The organism is Halomonas saccharevitans (assembly GCF_900116405.1).
GTDB classification, from domain to species: domain Bacteria; phylum Pseudomonadota; class Gammaproteobacteria; order Pseudomonadales; family Halomonadaceae; genus Halomonas; species Halomonas saccharevitans.
In genome coordinates, this window is sequence record NZ_FPAQ01000004.1 from 77,635 (window position 1) to 94,793 (window position 17,159).

Here is a 17,159-nt window from a genome sequence, read left to right on the forward strand (position 1 = left end):
GCGGCCGGCCATGGTGGCCGATGGTGGCGGCCTTGAGTAGTGTCGCCGTGGCCCGACAGACGCCGGCTGTTCGGCGCTGTGGGGATATTCTATCGTGTAGCGGGACTCGTGCGTGGCGGCAAGGAGAGGAAATGGCCAGGTTCAGCGGTGGATGGTGGGGGGAGCGCCTGCGTCGACGCTCCCGCGTGCTGGGCCAGATGGGTCGCGCCCTGCGGCTCTTCCTGCCCATGACCCGCGACGTGCTGCTGCGTCGCTACCGGCCGGTGCCCTGGGGCGCTTTCCTGTGGATGCTGGTGGCGCTTGGGTACCTGATCTCACCGCTCGACCTGATCCCCGACGTGCTGTTGCTGCTCGGCCTGGTCGACGACGTGGTGATCGTCGGCTGGCTGCTGACCCGGGTCGATCGCCACCTGGCATGCTATCGCGCCTGGCGCGAGGGCGCGGGCAAGGCCCCCGGCGAAGGTCGACGCGACGACGAACGCCTGCCTTGATACGCTCGTTTGAATCTCTCTCGACAGGCGTCCCACGAGGTCCGCATGCCCCCCGATCACACCCCCAGCGCCGCCGACTGGCGACGCGCCCTGGCGCGCTTCGTCGCGGTCATTCCCCATACCCGCGCACTCGGCCTCGAGGTGCTCGAGGCGACGCCCGAGGGAGTCACCCTGCGCCTGCCATGGCACGATGACCTGCTCGGCGACGCCCCCCGAGGGCTGGTGCACGGCGGGGTGCTGACCATGCTGCTCGATACCGCCTGCGGCTCGGCGGTGCTGCCGGCGCTGCCGGCGCCGGAGGTCTGTCCGACCCTCGATCTGCGCGTCGACCACTATCGGCCGGGCGTGGCCGGGCAGGCGATCATCGCCGAGGCGCGGGTGGTGCGGGTCACCGCCTCGGTGGTCTTCACCGAGGGCACACTTCGCCAGCAGGCGGGGCCGCTGGCGCGAGGCATCGGCAACTTCGTGCGCCTGGGCCCGCGCAATACGCCGCCGGGCTTTGCCGAGGCGCTGTTCGCCGAGGCGCCGATCGACGCGCCCCCTTTCGAGGAGAGCGACCATGCGTGATGGCTTCCACGACGTCGAATGGCTGGCGCGCACCCGTGCCGAGGGCGACGTCCAGGCGTGGCTGGCGCTAATGCCCTATGCCCGACGCATCGGCGTCACGGCCGAGGCGGATCCGGATGGCGAGGGCCTGCTGTTTCGCCTCGATCCCCGCGAGGAGAACGTCGGCAACGTCCTGCTGCCGGCACTGCATGGCGGGGTGGTGGCTGCCTTCATGGAGACCGCCGCGACCCTGGACCTGATGCTGGCCGCTCGGGAACCGCGCCTGCCGCGCATCGTCGATCTCTCCATCGACTACCTGCGCACCGCCCGGGTGGTGCCGACCCTGGCCCGCTGCACCCTGCTGCGCGAGGGGCGGCGCCTGGGCAACGTCCAGGTCGCGGCCTGGCAGGAGCGCGAGGGCGTCCCGATCGCCACCGCGCGCCTGCACTTCGTGCTCGGCGACCCATCCGCCAGATAAGCGTGACGGGGTGCTTGAAAAGCCCACGACGGGCCCCATATCGACGACAGTTCCACATCGGTGGCGCCGCCACCATTGTCATGTCGAAAAAGGGGTCCGAGCCACATGACCACTGCCACCCATGAAGAAACCCTCGGCTTCCAGACCGAGGTCAAGCAGCTGCTGCACCTGATGATCCACTCCCTGTATTCCAACAGGGAGATCTTCCTGCGCGAGCTGATCTCCAACGCCGCCGACGCCTGCGACAAGCTGCGCTATCAGGCGCTGGACAACGATGCCCTCTATGAAGGCGACAGCGAGCTGCGCATCGAGATCGAGCACGACGCCGAGGCGGGCACCGTCACCGTGCGCGACAACGGCATCGGCATGAACCGCGACGAGGTGATCGAGAACCTCGGCACCATTGCCCGCTCGGGCACCGCTGAGTTCCTCAAGCAGCTCTCCGGCGAGCAGCAGAAGGATGCCCGGCTGATCGGCCAGTTCGGCGTCGGCTTCTACTCCGGCTTCATCGTCGCCGACGACATCACCGTGCGCACCCGCAAGGCGGGCACCGAGCAGGGCGAGGGCGTCGAGTGGCACTCCAAGGGCGAGGGCGAGTTCACCGTCGCCGATATCGAGCGCGAGACCCACGGCACCGAGATCGTTCTGCACCTCAAGGAAGATGCCGGCGAGTTCGCCGACGACTTCCGCCTGCAGAGCCTGGTGCGCAAGTACTCCGACCACATCGAGGTGCCGGTGCGCATGCCCAAGGTCGAGACCGCCCGCGATGAGGACGGCAACGAGATCGAGGGCAGCGAGACCACTACCTGGGAGACCGTCAACGAGGCCACCGCGCTGTGGGTACGCCCCAAGAGCGAGCTCAGCGACGATGAGTACAAGGCCTTCTACAAGCACGTGGCCCACGACTTCAGCGATCCGCTGACCTGGAGCCACAACAAGGTCGAGGGCAAGCTCGAATACACTAGCCTGCTCTACGTGCCGGGCCGCGCGCCCTTCGATCTCTATGAGCGCGACGGCGCCCGCGGGGTGAAGCTCTACGTGCAGCGCGTCTTCATCATGGACGACGCCGAGCAGTTCCTTCCGCTCTACCTGCGCTTCATCAAGGGCGTGCTGGATACCCGTGACCTGTCGCTGAACGTCTCCCGCGAGCTGCTGCAGCAGGATCCGCAGGTCGACAAGATCAAGAGCGCCCTGACCAAGCGCTCGCTGGACATGCTCAAGAAGCTGGCCAAGGATCCCGAGGCTTACCAGACCTTCTGGAACACCTTCGGCAGCGTGCTCAAGGAAGGCCCGGCGGAGGATCACGCCAATCGCGAGAAGATCGCCGGCCTGCTGCGCTTCTCCAGCACCCACACCGACAGCGCCACCCAGGACCAGTCGCTGGCCGACTACGTCTCGCGCATGAAGGAGGGTCAGGAGAAGATCTACTACATCGTCGCCGACGGCTTCAATGCGGCCAAGTCGAGCCCCCATCTCGAGGTCTTCCGCAAGAAGGGCATCGAGGTGCTGCTGCTCCACGACCGCATCGACGAGTGGCTGATGAGCCACCTCACCGAGTTCGAGGGCACGCGCCTGGTCGACGTCGCCAAGGGCGATCTCGACCTCGGCGAGATCGAGGACGAGGAGGAGAAGAAGGCGCAGGAGGAGACCGCCAAGGCCAAGGAGGATCTGGTCAAGCGTGTCAAGGAGGCGCTGGGCGACGAGGTCCAGGAGGTCAAGGTGACCCATCGCCTCACCGACTCCCCGGCCTGCGTGGTACTGCCCGAGCACGAGATGGGCTTCCAGATGCGTCGCATCATGGAGGCCGCCGGCCAGGCGATGCCCGAGGTCAAGCCGATCCTCGAGCTCAACCCCGAGCACGCTCTGGTGGCTCGCCTCGAGGGCGTCGAGGGCGACGGTTTCGAGGACCTGGCACGCATCCTGCTCGATCAGGCGATCATCGCCGAGGGCGGCCATCTCGATGACCCTGCCGCTTACGTCAAGCGTCTCAACGCCCTGCTGGGCGCCTGAACGCCAGCCTGACAGCGGTTTCGACCGCGATGTCGCTTCATGATAAGGCCGCCTTCGGGCGGCCTTTTTGCGTTGGTGTCGCACCGCGGGTTGCCGTTCGCGTCAAGGTTCTCAGCGGCGTTTTCAGGCGGGTATGGCGGCGGCCTTGCGGCCGGCCGCGACCTTCGTCTGGCTGTTGTGCATCGCGGCATGCTCAGGTATGAATATCTGTTCTGACCCATGCAAGATTCCAATAACTAGCGGGAGATCCAACGTGAAGATTGGTGCACCCAAGGAGCTCGCCAAGGGAGAGGCGCGTGTCGCGCTGACCCCTGACAGCGCGAAGTTCATCCAGAAACTGGGACACGACTGCCTCATCGAGACCGGTGCCGGTGCGGCGGCGGGCTTCGACGACGCCGCTTACCGCGATGCCGGCGTTACCGTGGTCGACGACGCCGAAGCGCTGTGGACCGAGGCTGAGGTGGTGATCAAGGTCCGCGAGCCCCTCGAGGAGGAGGCCGAGCGCCTGCGTGAGGGCCAGACCCTGATCAGCTTCTTCTGGCCGGCCCAGAACGAGTCGATGCTGGAGGCGTGCCGCGCCAAGGGCGCCACCGTGGTGGCGATGGACATGGTGCCGCGCATCTCGCGGGCCCAGAAGATGGATGCGCTGTCGTCGATGGCCAACATCGCCGGCTACCGGGCGGTGATCGAGGCGGGCAACAACTTCGGGCGCTTCTTCACCGGCCAGGTGACCGCGGCCGGCAAGGTCCCGCCCGCCAAGGTGCTGGTGATCGGCGCCGGCGTGGCGGGGCTCTCCGCCATCGGCACGGCGACCAGCCTCGGCGCCGTGGTGCGCGCCTTCGATGTGCGTCCCGAGGTCTCGGAGCAGATCGAGTCCATGGGCGCCGAGTTCCTGTTTCTCGACTTCGAGGACAGCCAGGACGGTTCCGAGAGCGGTGGCTACGCGGCCCCCTCCAGCCCCGAATTCCGCGAGAAGCAGCTCGAGTGCTTCCGCGAGCAGGCGCCGGACGTCGATATCGTCATCACCACGGCGCTGATTCCCGGCAAGCCCGCGCCCAAGCTGTGGCTGGAGGACATGGTCGCGGCCATGAAGCCCGGCTCGGTGATCATCGACCTGGCGGCCGAGAAGGGCGGCAACTGCGACCTGACCCGGGCCGACGAGAAGGTGGTCTCCGACAACGGGGTGACGGTGGTCGGCTACACCGACTTCCCCTCGCGCATGGCGACCCAGTCCTCGCTGCTCTACGCCACCAACGTCCGCCACATGTTGACCGACCTGACCCCCGAGAAGGAGGGCGTGATCGAGCACGACATGGAGGACGACGTGATCCGCGGCGCCACGGTCACCCACCAGGGGGAGGTCACCTTCCCGCCGCCGCCGCCCAAGGTGAAGGCCATCGGCGCCGCCAAGCCCAAGCCCAAGGAGAAGGAGCCAACGCCGGAGGAGAAGAAGGCCGCCGAGCACGCCGCCTTCAAGGCGCAGACCAAGCGCCAGGTGACCCTGCTGGCGGTGGGCGGCGCGCTGATGATGCTGCTCGGCCAGGTGGCCCCGGCTTCCTTCATGCAGCACTTCATCGTCTTCGTGCTCGCCTGCTTCGTCGGTTTCCAGGTGATCTGGGGCGTCAGCCACTCGCTGCATACCCCGCTGATGGCGGTGACCAATGCCATCTCCGGCATCATCATCCTCGGGGCGGTCCTGCAGATCGGCTCGGGCAGCGTCGTGGTCGGCGTGCTGGCGGCGATCTCGGTGCTGATCGCATCCATCAATATCGTGGGTGGCTTCCTGGTGACACGCCGGATGCTGGCCATGTTCCAGAAATCCTGAGCGGCGGAGACACGACATGTTGGGTCAAGGATTCGTATCTGCCGCGGCGATCGCGGCAAGTGTTCTGTTCATCCTCTCGCTGGGGGGGCTAAGCAACCAGGAGAAGGCCAAGCGCGCCGTCTGGTACGGCATCGTCGGCATGGCCGTGGCGGTGTTCTTCACCGCCTTCGGGCCGGGCATCGGCGGCTACTGGTGGATGATCCCCATGATGGTCATCGGGGCGGGCATCGGCGTCTACGTGGCCGGCAAGGTCGACATGACCGAGATGCCGCAGCTGGTGGCGGCGCTGCACAGCTTCGTCGGCCTGGCCGCGGTGTTCGTAGCCTGGAACGCCGACCTGGAGCGGCGCCGTGTCATGGCGGCGCGCGCCATCGAGGCCACGTCCCAGGAGTTCTCGGCCTTCGCCGCCCTGGTGGCGGAGAAGACCCCGGCCGAGCTGACCTTCCTGCAGGTTGAGGTGGTGCTGGGCATCTTCATCGGCGCGGTGACCTTTACAGGCTCCGTGATCGCCTTCGGCAAGCTGGCCGGCAAGATCGACGGCAAGCCCAAGCAGCTGCCCGGCGGGCACCTGCTCAACGCCGGCGCGGCGGCGCTGTCGCTGCTGCTGGCCATCCTCTACCTCAACGGCGCGGGCTTCTGGACCCTGCTGGTGCTGGCGGGGCTGGCGTTCTTCATCGGCTATCACCTGATCATGGGCATCGGCGGCGCCGACATGCCGGTGGTGGTGTCGATGCTCAACAGCTATTCCGGCTGGGCCGCGGCGGCCATCGGCTTCACGCTCTCCAACGACCTGCTGATCGTCACCGGCGCCCTGGTGGGCTCCTCGGGTGCGATCCTGTCGTACATCATGTGCAAGGCGATGAACCGCAACTTCATCAACGTCATCCTGGGCGGCTTCGGCGGCAGCCAGGGCCCCGCGGCGGAGATCGAGGGCGAGCAGGTGGCCATCGATGCCGGCGGCGTGGCAAGCGCCCTCAACGATGCCGACAGCGTGATCATCGTGCCTGGCTACGGCATGGCGGTGGCCCAGGCCCAGAACGCGGTCAGCGAACTGACTCGCAAGCTGCGCGCCGCGGGCAAGAACGTGCGCTTCGGTATCCACCCGGTGGCAGGCCGCCTGCCCGGGCACATGAACGTGCTGCTGGCCGAGGCCAAGGTGCCCTACGACATCGTGCTGGAGATGGACGAGATCAACGATGACTTCCCCACCACCGACGTGGTGATCGTCATCGGCTCCAACGACATCGTCAATCCCGCGGCCCAGGAGGATCCCAACAGCCCGATCGCCGGCATGCCGGTGTTGAAGGTCTGGGAGTCCAAGCAGGTGTTCGTCTGCAAGCGCGGCCAGGGGACCGGCTACTCCGGCATCGAGAATCCGCTGTTCTTCAAGGAGAACACCCGGATGTTCTACGGCGATGCCAGATCGAGCATCGACTCGCTGCTGCACCTGGTCGACTGACCCCGACGCGCCCGGGCCGGATGCCGGCTCGGGCGCTGGGATCTATCGATCAGCCCCCTCAAGGCTCCCTGACACGCCCCTTTACGGGGCGTTTTTTCGTTACAATCTCCCCATCCATTCAGTTTCCCGGGGCGATCATGTCAGACCAACCCATGCGCGTGGCGGTGCTCGGCGGCGGCAGCTTCGGCACGGCGCTTGCGAGCATCGCCGCCGACAACGGGGCCGAGGTGCGCCAGTGGCTACGCGACCCCGATCTGGCGGCGCAGATCAACCGCGAACACCGCAACGGCCGTTACCTGCCCGACTACGCCATCAACCCAGCGGTGGTGGCCTCCACCGCCATGGACGAGGTGCTCGAGGGCGCCGGCCTGGTGCTGGTGTCGATTCCCTCCAAGGCCTTCCGCGAGGTGGTGCGCCAGGCGCGCCCCTGGCTCGACGCGCGTCAGATACTGGTCAGCACCACCAAGGGCATCCAGGAGGAGGGCTTCAAGCTGATGAGCGAGCTCCTCGAGGAGGAGACCGGCTTTCCCCACATCGGCGTGATCTCGGGGCCGAACCTCGCCTCGGAGGTCGCCCAGAAGCAGCTCACCGCCACGGTGATCGCCAGTGACGACGCCGAGACCCGCACACGCGTGCAGACGGCGCTGGGCTGCGACTACTTCCGGGTCTATGCCAGCAACGACCGATTCGGTGTGGAGCTGGGCGGCGCGCTGAAGAACATTTACGCCATCGCTGCGGGCATGGCGGCGGCGCTGGGCATGGGCGAGAACACTCGCAGCATGCTGATGACCCGGGCGCTGGCCGAGATGAGCCGCTTCGCCGTGAACCAGGGCGCCAACCCCATGACCTTCCTGGGGCTGGCCGGCGTCGGCGACCTGATCGTTACCTGCTCCTCGGCGCTTTCCCGTAACTATCGCGTGGGCCAGGCCCTGGGTGAGGGCAAGACCCTCGAGGAGGCCGTGGAGGCCCTGGGCCAGGTGGCCGAGGGCGTCAACACCGTGCGCCTGGTGCGCGACAAGGCGCGCGAGGACGGCGTCTACATGCCGCTCGCCGAAGGCCTCTATCAGGTGCTCTTCGCGGGCGTGCCGGCCCGGGAGATGGCGCGGCTGCTGATGCAGGGCGAGCAGAGCAGTGACGTGGAGTTCGTGCTGCCGCGCTCCGACGTTCAGCAGGATCGTCGCGACGGCGGAGGGGCGGCATGACCGCAACAAGAGACCAGCGCTTGCTGATCATGCGCCACGGCGAGGCCGCGCCCGGCGCGCCGGATGCCGAGCGCGTCCTCACCGCGCGTGGCGAGCGCGAGGCCGAGCGCATGGGCCGCTGGCTCGCCTCGCGCACGGATCTCGACGCGACGCGCCTGCGCCTGGTGGCGAGCCCCTATGTGCGGGCCCGCCAGAGCGCCCAGCGCATCGCTGAGCCGCTGGGACTCGAGGTCGAGACCCTGGCGCTGATCACCCCCGACGACGCGCCCGGGGCGGTGATCGACTGGCTGCTCGACGAGGCCGACGATCGCCCGCTGATGCTGGTCAGCCACATGCCGCTGGTCGCCGCGCTCACCGGGCTGCTGGTGGAGGGGCGGGCCGAGCGCGGCCCCGGCTTCGCCACGGCCGCCGTGGCCGAACTCACGGCCGAGGTGCGCGCGGCGGGGTGTGCCCGTCTGGCATGCTTCACCACGCCTGCCGATCTCCTTGACTGAGCATTCTGCTCACTGGGCAGGCATCTGTCGGCGAGACGAGCGCCGGGTACAAGGCGGAGCGAGGGTCTTTTGCCATGGATGGCAAAAGTAGCGCCCAAGGACGGGTTCACAGCGCCCTCGAGGAGGCTTGTCCCCGGGAAGCGCGTCGTTCGGCTGGCAAGAGAGCATTGAGGAAACGAGATGAGCTATATCGTCAATAACCGCATCCACGTGAACCCGGGCTTCGAGGAGGCGTTCGAGGCGCGCTTTCGCGCCCGGGCCGGGCAGATCGACACCCAGCCGGGCTTCGTCGCCATGCGTGTGCTGCGCCCCCAGGGCAACCAGGCGCCCTACGTAGTGGAGACTGAGTGGGAGAGTCAGGCGGCCTTTCGCGCCTGGGTCGGCAGCGACGACTTCAAGCGCGCCCACGCCGATCCTCTGCCACCCGAGGCCACCGCCGAGGGCGGCGGCATTGAGCAGTTCGAGGTGGTCGAGGGCACCGAGGCGCGCGGCACCGTCGCCGACCGCTGAGCGGAGCCTGGATCGCCCTTACATCACCCCGGCGGCGGTCAGGCCGAAGGCGCCTAGGGTGATCGTCAGGCTCGCCATCAGCGTGGTCAGGGCGACGATATTGGCGGTGAGCGCCGCGTTGGCGCCCATCGCCTTGGCCATCACGAACGCGGCGGCGGCGGTGGGGCTTGAGAAGAAAAGGAACATCACGCCGAGCGCCGGGCCCTCGAAGCCGACCAGCCAGGCGGCGCCGGTGGTGAGCGCGGGCAAGGTGACCATCTTCAGCAGGCTGGCGCCGAGCGCCAGGCGACCGGAGTGACGCACCTCGCCGAACGAGAGCGTGGCGCCGATGCAGATCAGCGCCAGCGGCAGGGTCAGCGAGGCGAAGTAGTCGCCGGAGGTGGCCAGCCAGCCGGGCAGCGACCAGCCGGATGCCGCCACCGGCACCGCCGCCGCCACCGCGAGGATCAACGGGTTGGTAACGATATGGCGCAGCATGCTGCGCCAGTCGGCGCGCTGCTCTTGCTGCCGATCCTGCTGATAGGCGACCAGCACGATCACCGAGCAGGCGTTGTAGGTCAGGATCACCACTCCCAGCAGCAGGCTGCCGGTGGAGAGGCCGACGTCGCCGTACATGCCCGCGGCGAGCGCCAGGCCGACGATGCCGCAGTTGCCGCGAAAGGCCCCCTGGATATAGACGCCGCGCTCCCGGTAGGGCACCCGCAGGCTCGCCCATCCCCAGCAGAAAAGGACGCTAGCGAGCGTCGCCAGGGCGTAGAAGCCGAGCAGGGCCGGGTCGAGGCTGGCTTCGAGGTCGGCGCGGATGATGCTGAGAAAGACCAGCGTCGGCAGGGTCGCCTTGAACACCAGCTGGGAGGCGGTGGAGACGAAACCGGGATCGATCCAGCGGGCGCGCTTCAGCCCCAGGCCGATGAACACCATGGCGAAGACCGGCAGGGTGATCTCGAGGGTCTGCAGGAAGAGCGCCGAAAGCCCCATGGCCTAGCGCGCCAGCCACAGGCCGACGATCACAGCGGTGATCACGGTGATGAAGAACACCCGGTTGCGGGCGCGGGTATCGCGTGTGGGCTTTCGGGAATCGGCCACGGTAAGCTCCTCTCGGTGGGGTTGCCGCCAAAGGACGACTTGGCGAAACATGGTAATCCCGTTAGCCTGCTATCGCCAGAAGGGCACCGGCCGGCTGCCCCCAGAAGGAGCCTTCATGAGCCGAATCGACCAGACCTCGCGTCCTCCCCTCGTCTTCGCCCACGCCAACGGCTTCCCGGGGCAGAGCTATCGCAGCTTCCTGTCGCCGCTGGCCGAGCGCTTCGATGTGCATCCGCTGGATCGCCTCGGCCATCATCCCGATTTCCCGGTGGGGCACAACTGGCTGGCCCTGCGCGACGAACTCCTCGAGCACCTCGCCGAGCTGTCTGGGCCGGTTATCGGCGTCGGACACTCCATGGGCGGGGTGCTCATGGCCATGGCCGCCGAGCGCGCCCCCGAGCGCTTTTGCGGCGTGGCGATGCTCGACCCGCCGCTGATGCTTGGCCTGGACGCCGTGGTCATGAAGGCCGTCAAGCGGCTCGGCCTGGCCGATCGCGTCACCCCGGCCGGCCGTACCCTGGGGCGACGCGACAGCTGGCCCAGCCGGGATGCCATGACGCACTACCTGCGCAGCCGCGGGCTCTTTCGCGGCTTCACCGACCAGGCCCTTCACGACTACGTGGACGGTGGCACCCGGGAACTCGACGACGGCCGGGTGGTGCTGGTCTACGACCCCGACATCGAGGTGCAGATCTTTCGCCACCTGCCCGACCACCTGGATGACCTGCCGGCGCGGGTCCAGGTCCCCCTCGGCGTGCTGGCCGGCCGCGACTCCCGGGTGCTCACCCCCCACCGCCGGCGCCGGCTGCGCCGCCGCGGGGTGCGCGTCGCCGAGGTCTCGGGGGGGCACATGTTCCCCATGGAGGTTCCCGAGGAGACCCGCACGACCCTGGTGGCGATGATCGACGAGCTGATCGGGCGGCCCTCATGAGCGAGCCTCATTGTCAGTCCGAGTCTCAGCCCCAGCGCCTGCGCCTGGCCGATGGGCGCCTGGCCGCCCTGGCCTGGGGCGATCCCGAGGCCCCCTCCTGGCTCGCCCTGCACGGCTGGCTGGACAACGCCGCGAGCTTCTCGCGCCTGGCTCCACGCCTGGTCGAGCGCCTCGGGATTCGCGTGGTGGCCCTCGACTTCGCAGGCCACGGCCAGTCGGCGCACCACGACGGCGGCTATGCGCTATGGGACTACGTCCACGACCTGCTCGATGCCGGCGACGAGCTCGGCCTCTCGCGGCTGACCCTGCTGGCCCACTCCATGGGCGCCGGGGTGGCCTGCCTGGCGGCGGCCGCACTGCCCGAACGGGTCGAGACGCTGGTGCTGATCGATGGCCTCGGCGCGCTGACCACGGTGGCCGACGACGCCCCTGCCCAGCTGCGCAAGGCGCTGCTTGCCGAGCGGCGCGCTCGCTCCCGGGCGCCGAGCCTTTCAGGCGCCCGGACATCGAGCGCTTCTGGCTCCCGAGCACCGAGCTATCCTGATAATGAGGCCGCGGTGGCGGCGCGAGTCGCCGGCGGGGCGACGCCCATCGATGCCGAGACGGCACGCCCGCTGATGCTTCGCAACCTCGAGGAGCTGCCCGGCGGTCGCGTCCGCCTGCGCACCGATGCACGCCTGCTGCGCCCCTCACCGGTGCGGCTGTGCCCCGAGCAACTCTCCGCCATGCTCTGCGCGCTGCGCGCGCCGGTGCTGCTGGTGGAGGGGGCGACCGGCATCCTCGGCGACCGGCCGCGGGCACGCTGGGCTCGAGCCGCGGTGGCGAACCTCTCGCGCCGTGTGCTGCCGGGCGGGCATCACCTGCATCTGGAGCCGGCGACCGCGGGGGAGGTGGCGAGGGTCATCGCCGACTGGCATGCCTCCTCTGAGCGAACGCAAGAGCGCAGGCACGAGAGGGAGGACGGATCATGAATCGACAGCAGCAGGTCACAAGCCCCCGGGACAAGACGGTCGCCCTGGTGCTCGGCAGCGGCGGGGCGCGCGGCTACGCCCACATCGGGGTGATCGAGGAGCTCGAGGCCCGCGGCTACCGCGTGGTGGCGATCTCGGGCTGCTCCATGGGCGCCCTGGTCGGCGGGGTCTACGCGGCGGGCAAGCTCGCCGCCTACCGCGACTGGGTCTGCCAGCTCGACTACTTCGACGTGCTGCGGCTGGTCGACGTCACCTGGAGCCCGATGGGCGCCATGCGCGCCAACAAGGTGATGAGCAAGCTCGAGAGCCTGGTCGACGATATACGCATCGAGGACCTGAATATCGACGTGACCACCGTCGCCACCGACCTGACCCGCCAGCGCGAGGTGTGGTTCCAGAGCGGCTCGCTGCTCGAGGCGATCCGCGCCTCCATCGCCGTGCCCGGGGTGATCACCCCGGTGCATCGCGGCGACCAGGTGCTGGTCGACGGCGGGCTACTCAATCCGCTGCCGATCATCCCCACGGTGTCGGCCCAGGCGGATTTCGTGATGGCGGTCAACGTCACCGCCCACAGCCCCCGGCCGGTGAGCCTCGAGGAGCTGCTGCCCCCCCACGAGGCCGCCCAGGAGCAGGCCAGGGAGGAGGCCCGCGATGCCGGCGGCGTCGACTTCGCCAGCTGGATCGATGGGGTGCGCGGCGCTGCCCGGCGGCTGTTCGACGGTTTCGGCAACGGCCACGAGTCCGCCGACGGAGTCAAGAAGAGTCGGGTGGAGGAGGCCATGGAGCGTGATCGCCGGGAGTGGGGGCGCCTGGACATGGTGCTGGCCTCCTTCGACATCACTCAGGCGGCGCTGGCCAAGTACAAGGTGGCGGGCTATCCGCCGGACGTGCTGATCGAGGTGCCCAAGACGGTGTGTGGCGCCTACGAGTTTCACCGCGCCGAGGCGCTGATCAGCCTCGGCCGCCATCTCGCCGTGGACGCGCTGGACCGCTTCGAGGGGCTCTCCCATCCGGGCTGGGGGGATCAGGCGATCGTCGTCGAGCCGGTGGGCGAGGAGACGGCAGAGGACGCGGGCGAAGACACGGGAGAAGAAGCAGGGAAGGAGAAGGCGCCGTCCTGAGGCGCCGTGCCGCGTCGCCGGCCGGCGGTTAGCCGCTCAGGCCTCGCTGCCGCGCCGGCGCAGCAGCACGTAGACCGCCCCGGTACCGCCGTCGACCGTGGTGGCCGAGCAGAAGGCCAGCACGCTGGGCCACTCCCGCAGCCAGGCGTTCACGTGGCTCTTGATCACCGGGTAGTCGCGGGTGCTGCCCCAGGCCTTGCCGTGCACCACCAGCACGCAGCGTCGCCGGCGGTCGCCGGCATCGCGTAGGAAGGCTTCGAGTTCTTCCCGCGCTTCCTCCAGGGTGTGGCCGTGCAGGTCGAGCCCCGCCTCCCAGCCGAGGCGCCCGCGCTTGAGCTGCTGGCGCGTGCGCCAGGGCAGGTCGGGGAGGGCGAAGTCGAGGAACTCCGAGGGCCGTACCGGTTCCACCCGACCATCCGAGGTGCGCCCGCCGCCGGCGAGCTCGTCGGCCACCGTGGTGGCGGCCGCCCGCCGCTCGGCCGCGGCGGCATCCCCACGGCGCCGGCGACCGGGATCGGCCCGGTTGCTGGCGATGGGGCGCACGCCGGCCTCGCGCAGGGCCTGGCGGAAGGCGTTGATCTCGTCGTCGTCCGGGACGTGGCGATCTCGACTCATGGGACCATCGGGTGAAGGAGCGAGCCGCCAGTATACCGCCCCAGCCGTGGCTGTGAACCGCGGGCCCGGTTACAATCTGGCGTCTTTATTCCCGAACCCCTCGACATCAGGAAGTCCCGTGGCCGAATCTCTCCCCGACGCGTCTACGTCCACCCTCGTGCTGAGCGACGAGGCCTTGAGCGAAGGCCTGATCACCCTGCGCGACTGCCTGCGCTGGGCCGCCAGCGAGTTCCACCTGGCCGGCCTGCATTACGGCCACGGCACCGCCTCCGCCTGGGATGAGGCCGTGGCGCTGACCCTGGGTGCCCTGCACCTGCCCTGGAACGTCGACCCGGCGGTGCTCGAGGCACGGCTGCTGCCCATGGAGCGCTCGCGCATCGTGGCGCTGGTGCGGGCGCGCATCGAGACGCGCCGGCCGCTGCCCTACCTGCTGGGCGAGGCCTTCTTCGCCGGTGTTCCGTTCAGCGTCGACGAGCGGGTGCTGATCCCGCGCTCGCCCGTCGCCGAGCTGATCGAGCACGGCTTCGCCGCCTGGTTCCCCGACGAGCCGCCCGCCCGGGTGCTCGACCTGTGTACCGGCTCGGGCTGCATCGGCATCGCCACGGCGCTGCATCTGCCGACCTGCGAGGTCGACCTGGCCGACATCAGCCCCGAGGCCCTGGCGGTGGCGCGCCAGAACATTACCCGCCACGACGTGGGGGAGCGGGTGCGCGCCGTGGAGTCCGACCTCTTCGCGGGCCTCGAGGGCCGTCGCTTTGAACTGATCGTCTCCAATCCGCCCTACGTGGACAGCCGCGACCTGACGACCATGCCCGCCGAGTTCCGCCACGAGCCGGCGCTGGCGCTGGGGGCGGGCCAGGACGGCCTGGACATCGTCCGGCGTATCCTGCGCGAGGCCCGCGACCACCTGAGCGACGACGGCGTGCTGATCATCGAGGTCGGCAACTCGGATCACCACCTGGAGGCGGTCTTCCCCGAGGTGCCCTTCCTGTGGCTGGAATTCGAGCGCGGCGGCCAGGGTGTATTCGCCCTGACCGCCGCCGAACTCGACGCCCATGCGGCGTCCTTCGCCTGATCCATCTCTCTCGCCCCATCTCTCCCGACCCCAGGAGGAGCGCTAATGTCCGGTAACACCTTCGGCAAGCTGTTCACCGTCACCACCTTCGGCGAGAGCCACGGCCCGGCGCTGGGGGCCATCGTCGATGGCTGCCCGCCGGGCCTGCTGCTCAGTGAGGAGGACCTGCAGCATGACCTGGACCGTCGCCGCCCCGGCAGCTCTCGCCACACCACCCAGCGTCGCGAGGCCGACCGGGTGCGCATCCTCTCCGGGGTCTTCGAAGGCGTGACCACCGGCACCTCCATCGGCCTTTTGATCGAGAACACCGACCAGCGCTCCACCGACTACTCGAAGATCAAGGACCAGTTCCGGCCGGCCCACGCCGACTACAGCTATCACCACAAGTACGGCATCCGCGACTACCGCGGCGGCGGGCGCTCGAGCGCGCGGGAGACCGCCATGCGGGTGGCGGCCGGGGCCATCGCCAAGAAGTACCTGGCCGCACAGGGCATCGTCATTCGCGGCTACATGAGCCAGCTCGGCCCGATCGCCATCGACTTCAAGCAGTGGGAGGCGGTGGACGAGAATCCGTTCTTCTGTCCCGACCCCGAGCGGGTGCCGGAGCTCGAGGCCTACATGGATCAGCTGCGCCGCGACCAGGACTCGGTAGGGGCGAAGATCAGCGTGGTGGCCGAAGGCGTTCCCCCGGGCCTGGGGGAGCCGGTCTTCGATCGCCTGGACGCGGAGCTGGCCCACGGCCTGATGAGCATCAACGCGGTGAAGGGCGTGGAGATCGGCGACGGCTTCGCCTCGGTGGCAAGCCGCGGCAGTGAGCACCGCGACGAGATGACCCCTGAAGGCTTTCTCTCCAACCATGCCGGCGGCGTGCTGGGTGGCATCTCCAGCGGCCAGGCGATCATCGCCCACCTGGCCTTGAAGCCCACCTCCAGCATCACCACGCCCGGGCGATCCATCGACGTTCATGGCCAGCCGGTGGAGATCGTCACCAAGGGCCGCCACGACCCCTGCGTGGGCATTCGCGCCACGCCCATCGCCGAGGCGATGATGGCGCTGACCCTGATGGATCACCTGCTGCGCCAGCGCGGCCAGAACGCCGAGGTGAACGTCTCGACCCCCCGCTTGCGTTGAGCCGTTCCGGGCGGCATGGCTGCTACACTTCAGGCGTCCACCCACAAGAGTGACGCCATGAAGATCAACGTCGAATTCGACCTGACCCCCGAGGAGTTTCGTCAGGCGCTGGGCCTGCCCGACGTGGAGGCCTTCCAGAAGGATCTGCTCGACCGGATCCAGAAGCAGATGGAGTCGGGCGTCGAGGGGTACGACCCGATGAGCCTGATGCAGCCCTTCCTGCAGCAGCAGGGGCTGTCGCAGAACTTGACGCAGGGGCTCTCCCAGGGCCTCTCGAGCTTCGGCAACTACCAGCAGATGATACTCGACATGCTCTCCAAGGCCGCGGCCAGCTCCTCCGGCGGCGGCGCGTCCGGCGAGGCCTCCTCGGGCGACGCCTCGTCCTCCACGAAGAAGACCCAGTCCTCCGAGAAGTCGTCCGCCAGCGGTTCCCGCGCTTCCACGGCGAGTGCCCGCTCGCGCGGCAAGCGCGAGAGCTGAGGGCCGGTCTTGCGCCACTCTTCGACCTTCGCCGGGGGGCGCCGTTATCCGGTTGCAAGCCTCGGAGTGGCAGACTAGGCTTTGTGCAGTGCAACAAGTCGTTCGTTATCGAGCCGCCAGGAGGGATTCGACATGCAGGACAAGATGATCGAGACATTCAACGAGCAGACCCGTCAGTTCTTCGAACCGATGCGCAAGCTCAATTCTCTGATGCTGAACAACATGGAGAAGATGACGCAGTATCAGATGGAGTCCATGAAGCGCTACAGCCAGATGGGCACCGAACGCATGCGCGATGCCGGTGAGCTCAGCGACGCCGAGAGCGTGCGCGACTTCGGTGCCCGCCAGGCCGAGATGATGAACGAGCTCTCTCAGCAGATGCTCGAGGACGCCAAGGCCATGAGCGAGATGAGCCTGGAGTTCAAGGCCGAGCTGGAGAAGCTCTACGCCGAGTCCGGCAAGCAGCTCGCCGAACAGGCCGAGAAGGCTGGCCAGGCGGCCAAGGAGGGTGGCACCCCGTCGGAGCAGCCCGCCAAGGCGACCAGCCAGTCCTCGTCGCGCAAGCGCTGATTTCCTAGATCGTCACCACCGCGCACCGATATCCGTCCCGCGGGTGTCGGTGCCAGGCGTTCTGGCCAGTCGATCTGGACGGTCGGTCTGGTCAGTCTTTCGGGCCGTGCCTTGCGCGTCGCGAGGCGTCGGTTTGTAAGCAGCCGGGTCGACCCCCAGGCCGG

General features: G+C 68.6%; 18 protein-coding genes. 16 read left to right on the forward strand and 2 right to left on the reverse strand.

Features of this window, described 5'->3' with window-relative positions; translation table 11 throughout:
• Positions 1–131 precede the first annotated feature (131 nt).
• The 9 genes from BM388_RS03270 (at position 132) to BM388_RS03310 (ending at position 9,015) form a co-directional block, all read left to right on the forward strand.
• Positions 132–491 carry a YkvA family protein gene (locus BM388_RS03270; RefSeq protein WP_089847184.1) on the forward strand — a complete coding sequence of 120 codons (360 nt, stop codon included), beginning with the start codon at positions 132–134 and terminating at the stop codon, positions 489–491.
• Between the two features lie 45 nt (positions 492–536).
• Positions 537–1,058 (forward strand): PaaI family thioesterase, encoded by a 522-nt coding sequence (locus BM388_RS03275; RefSeq protein ID WP_089847186.1) that lies wholly within the window; start codon positions 537–539, stop codon positions 1,056–1,058.
• Positions 1,051–1,515 carry a PaaI family thioesterase gene (locus BM388_RS03280; RefSeq protein ID WP_089847188.1) on the forward strand — a complete coding sequence of 155 codons (465 nt, stop codon included), beginning with the start codon at positions 1,051–1,053 and terminating at the stop codon, positions 1,513–1,515. The genes BM388_RS03275 and BM388_RS03280 overlap by 8 nt, the downstream gene beginning before the upstream one ends.
• Positions 1,516–1,620: 105 nt before the next feature.
• Positions 1,621–3,525 (forward strand): molecular chaperone HtpG, encoded by a 1,905-nt coding sequence (gene htpG / locus BM388_RS03285; RefSeq protein WP_089847190.1) that lies wholly within the window; start codon positions 1,621–1,623, stop codon positions 3,523–3,525.
• Positions 3,526–3,778: 253 nt separating this feature from the next.
• Complete coding sequence (locus BM388_RS03290; protein ID WP_089847191.1) at positions 3,779–5,350, forward strand: Re/Si-specific NAD(P)(+) transhydrogenase subunit alpha; 1,572 nt, start codon at positions 3,779–3,781, stop codon at positions 5,348–5,350.
• Positions 5,351–5,366: 16 nt separating this feature from the next.
• The gene (locus BM388_RS03295; RefSeq protein ID WP_089847193.1) at positions 5,367–6,809 is read left to right on the forward strand and encodes an NAD(P)(+) transhydrogenase (Re/Si-specific) subunit beta; all 1,443 of its coding nucleotides are present in this window, start codon (positions 5,367–5,369) and stop codon (positions 6,807–6,809) included.
• A gap of 137 nt (positions 6,810–6,946) precedes the next feature.
• Entirely contained in the window at positions 6,947–8,011 is a 1,065-nt protein-coding gene (locus BM388_RS03300; RefSeq protein ID WP_089847195.1) for an NAD(P)H-dependent glycerol-3-phosphate dehydrogenase, read from the forward strand.
• A complete protein-coding gene (sixA, locus tag BM388_RS03305; RefSeq protein ID WP_089847197.1) occupies positions 8,008–8,505 on the forward strand; it encodes a phosphohistidine phosphatase SixA in 498 nt (165 codons plus the stop codon). Before BM388_RS03300 ends, sixA begins: the two co-directional genes overlap by 4 nt.
• A 180-nt stretch (positions 8,506–8,685) precedes the next feature.
• On the forward strand, positions 8,686–9,015 hold the full coding sequence (locus tag BM388_RS03310) for an antibiotic biosynthesis monooxygenase family protein (protein WP_089847199.1): 330 nt from the start codon (positions 8,686–8,688) through the stop codon (positions 9,013–9,015).
• Positions 9,016–9,033: 18 nt separating this feature from the next.
• Here the strand turns inward: BM388_RS03310 and BM388_RS03315 are convergent, their stop codons facing one another.
• Positions 9,034–9,993: an AEC family transporter gene (locus BM388_RS03315; RefSeq protein WP_089847201.1), complete on the reverse strand. Its 960-nt coding sequence runs from the start codon at positions 9,991–9,993 to the stop codon at positions 9,034–9,036.
• A 223-nt stretch (positions 9,994–10,216) separates the two neighbouring features.
• Here BM388_RS03315 and BM388_RS03320 point away from each other — a divergent pair, with 223 nt between their 5' ends.
• The 3 genes from BM388_RS03320 to BM388_RS03330 are packed head-to-tail and all read left to right on the forward strand — an operon-like array spanning position 10,217 to position 13,124.
• Positions 10,217–11,032: an alpha/beta fold hydrolase gene (locus tag BM388_RS03320; RefSeq protein ID WP_089847203.1), complete on the forward strand. Its 816-nt coding sequence runs from the start codon at positions 10,217–10,219 to the stop codon at positions 11,030–11,032.
• Positions 11,029–12,003, forward strand: coding sequence for an alpha/beta fold hydrolase (locus BM388_RS03325; protein ID WP_089847205.1), 975 nt, complete (start codon positions 11,029–11,031; stop codon positions 12,001–12,003). Before BM388_RS03320 ends, BM388_RS03325 begins: the two co-directional genes overlap by 4 nt.
• A complete protein-coding gene (locus BM388_RS03330) occupies positions 12,000–13,124 on the forward strand; it encodes a patatin-like phospholipase family protein (protein ID WP_089847207.1) in 1,125 nt (374 codons plus the stop codon). Before BM388_RS03325 ends, BM388_RS03330 begins: the two co-directional genes overlap by 4 nt.
• 36 nt (positions 13,125–13,160) lie before the next feature.
• Here BM388_RS03330 and BM388_RS03335 read toward each other — a convergent pair whose 3' ends face one another.
• Positions 13,161–13,739 (reverse strand): Smr/MutS family protein, encoded by a 579-nt coding sequence (locus BM388_RS03335; RefSeq protein WP_089847209.1) that lies wholly within the window; start codon positions 13,737–13,739, stop codon positions 13,161–13,163.
• Between the two features lie 118 nt (positions 13,740–13,857).
• Between BM388_RS03335 and prmB the strand changes: the two genes are divergently transcribed.
• The 4 genes from prmB to BM388_RS03355 all read left to right on the forward strand — a co-directional run bounded on the left by prmB (position 13,858) and on the right by BM388_RS03355 (position 16,995).
• Positions 13,858–14,814, forward strand: a complete 957-nt coding sequence (gene prmB / locus BM388_RS03340; protein ID WP_245781448.1) for a 50S ribosomal protein L3 N(5)-glutamine methyltransferase — start codon at positions 13,858–13,860, stop codon at positions 14,812–14,814.
• A 45-nt stretch (positions 14,815–14,859) separates the two neighbouring features.
• Positions 14,860–15,945, forward strand: a complete 1,086-nt coding sequence (gene aroC / locus BM388_RS03345) for a chorismate synthase (RefSeq protein ID WP_089847213.1) — start codon at positions 14,860–14,862, stop codon at positions 15,943–15,945.
• Positions 15,946–16,002: 57 nt separating this feature from the next.
• Complete coding sequence (locus BM388_RS03350) at positions 16,003–16,425, forward strand: hypothetical protein (RefSeq protein WP_139233889.1); 423 nt, start codon at positions 16,003–16,005, stop codon at positions 16,423–16,425.
• Between the two features lie 132 nt (positions 16,426–16,557).
• A complete protein-coding gene (locus BM388_RS03355) occupies positions 16,558–16,995 on the forward strand; it encodes a phasin family protein (protein ID WP_089847214.1) in 438 nt (145 codons plus the stop codon).
• Positions 16,996–17,159 lie beyond the last annotated feature (164 nt).

What these genes read in the sequence shown, in the direction of transcription:
- BM388_RS03320 (WP_089847203.1), top strand. Translation starts at nt 10,217, where the DNA reads ATGAGCCGAATCGACCAGACCTCGCGTCCTCCCCTCGTCTTCGCCCAC.
- BM388_RS03315 (WP_089847201.1), bottom strand. Translation starts at nt 9,993, where the DNA reads ATGGGGCTTTCGGCGCTCTTCCTGCAGACCCTCGAGATCACCCTGCCG.
- BM388_RS03295 (WP_089847193.1), top strand. Translation starts at nt 5,367, where the DNA reads ATGTTGGGTCAAGGATTCGTATCTGCCGCGGCGATCGCGGCAAGTGTT.
- aroC (WP_089847213.1), top strand. Translation starts at nt 14,860, where the DNA reads ATGTCCGGTAACACCTTCGGCAAGCTGTTCACCGTCACCACCTTCGGC.
- sixA (WP_089847197.1), top strand. Translation starts at nt 8,008, where the DNA reads ATGACCGCAACAAGAGACCAGCGCTTGCTGATCATGCGCCACGGCGAG.
- BM388_RS03270 (WP_089847184.1), top strand. Translation starts at nt 132, where the DNA reads ATGGCCAGGTTCAGCGGTGGATGGTGGGGGGAGCGCCTGCGTCGACGC.
- BM388_RS03335 (WP_089847209.1), bottom strand. Translation starts at nt 13,739, where the DNA reads ATGAGTCGAGATCGCCACGTCCCGGACGACGACGAGATCAACGCCTTC.
- BM388_RS03280 (WP_089847188.1), top strand. Translation starts at nt 1,051, where the DNA reads ATGCGTGATGGCTTCCACGACGTCGAATGGCTGGCGCGCACCCGTGCC.
- htpG (WP_089847190.1), top strand. Translation starts at nt 1,621, where the DNA reads ATGACCACTGCCACCCATGAAGAAACCCTCGGCTTCCAGACCGAGGTC.
- BM388_RS03275 (WP_089847186.1), top strand. Translation starts at nt 537, where the DNA reads ATGCCCCCCGATCACACCCCCAGCGCCGCCGACTGGCGACGCGCCCTG.
- BM388_RS03355 (WP_089847214.1), top strand. Translation starts at nt 16,558, where the DNA reads ATGCAGGACAAGATGATCGAGACATTCAACGAGCAGACCCGTCAGTTC.
- BM388_RS03300 (WP_089847195.1), top strand. Translation starts at nt 6,947, where the DNA reads ATGTCAGACCAACCCATGCGCGTGGCGGTGCTCGGCGGCGGCAGCTTC.
- BM388_RS03310 (WP_089847199.1), top strand. Translation starts at nt 8,686, where the DNA reads ATGAGCTATATCGTCAATAACCGCATCCACGTGAACCCGGGCTTCGAG.
- BM388_RS03330 (WP_089847207.1), top strand. Translation starts at nt 12,000, where the DNA reads ATGAATCGACAGCAGCAGGTCACAAGCCCCCGGGACAAGACGGTCGCC.
- BM388_RS03325 (WP_089847205.1), top strand. Translation starts at nt 11,029, where the DNA reads ATGAGCGAGCCTCATTGTCAGTCCGAGTCTCAGCCCCAGCGCCTGCGC.
- BM388_RS03350 (WP_139233889.1), top strand. Translation starts at nt 16,003, where the DNA reads ATGAAGATCAACGTCGAATTCGACCTGACCCCCGAGGAGTTTCGTCAG.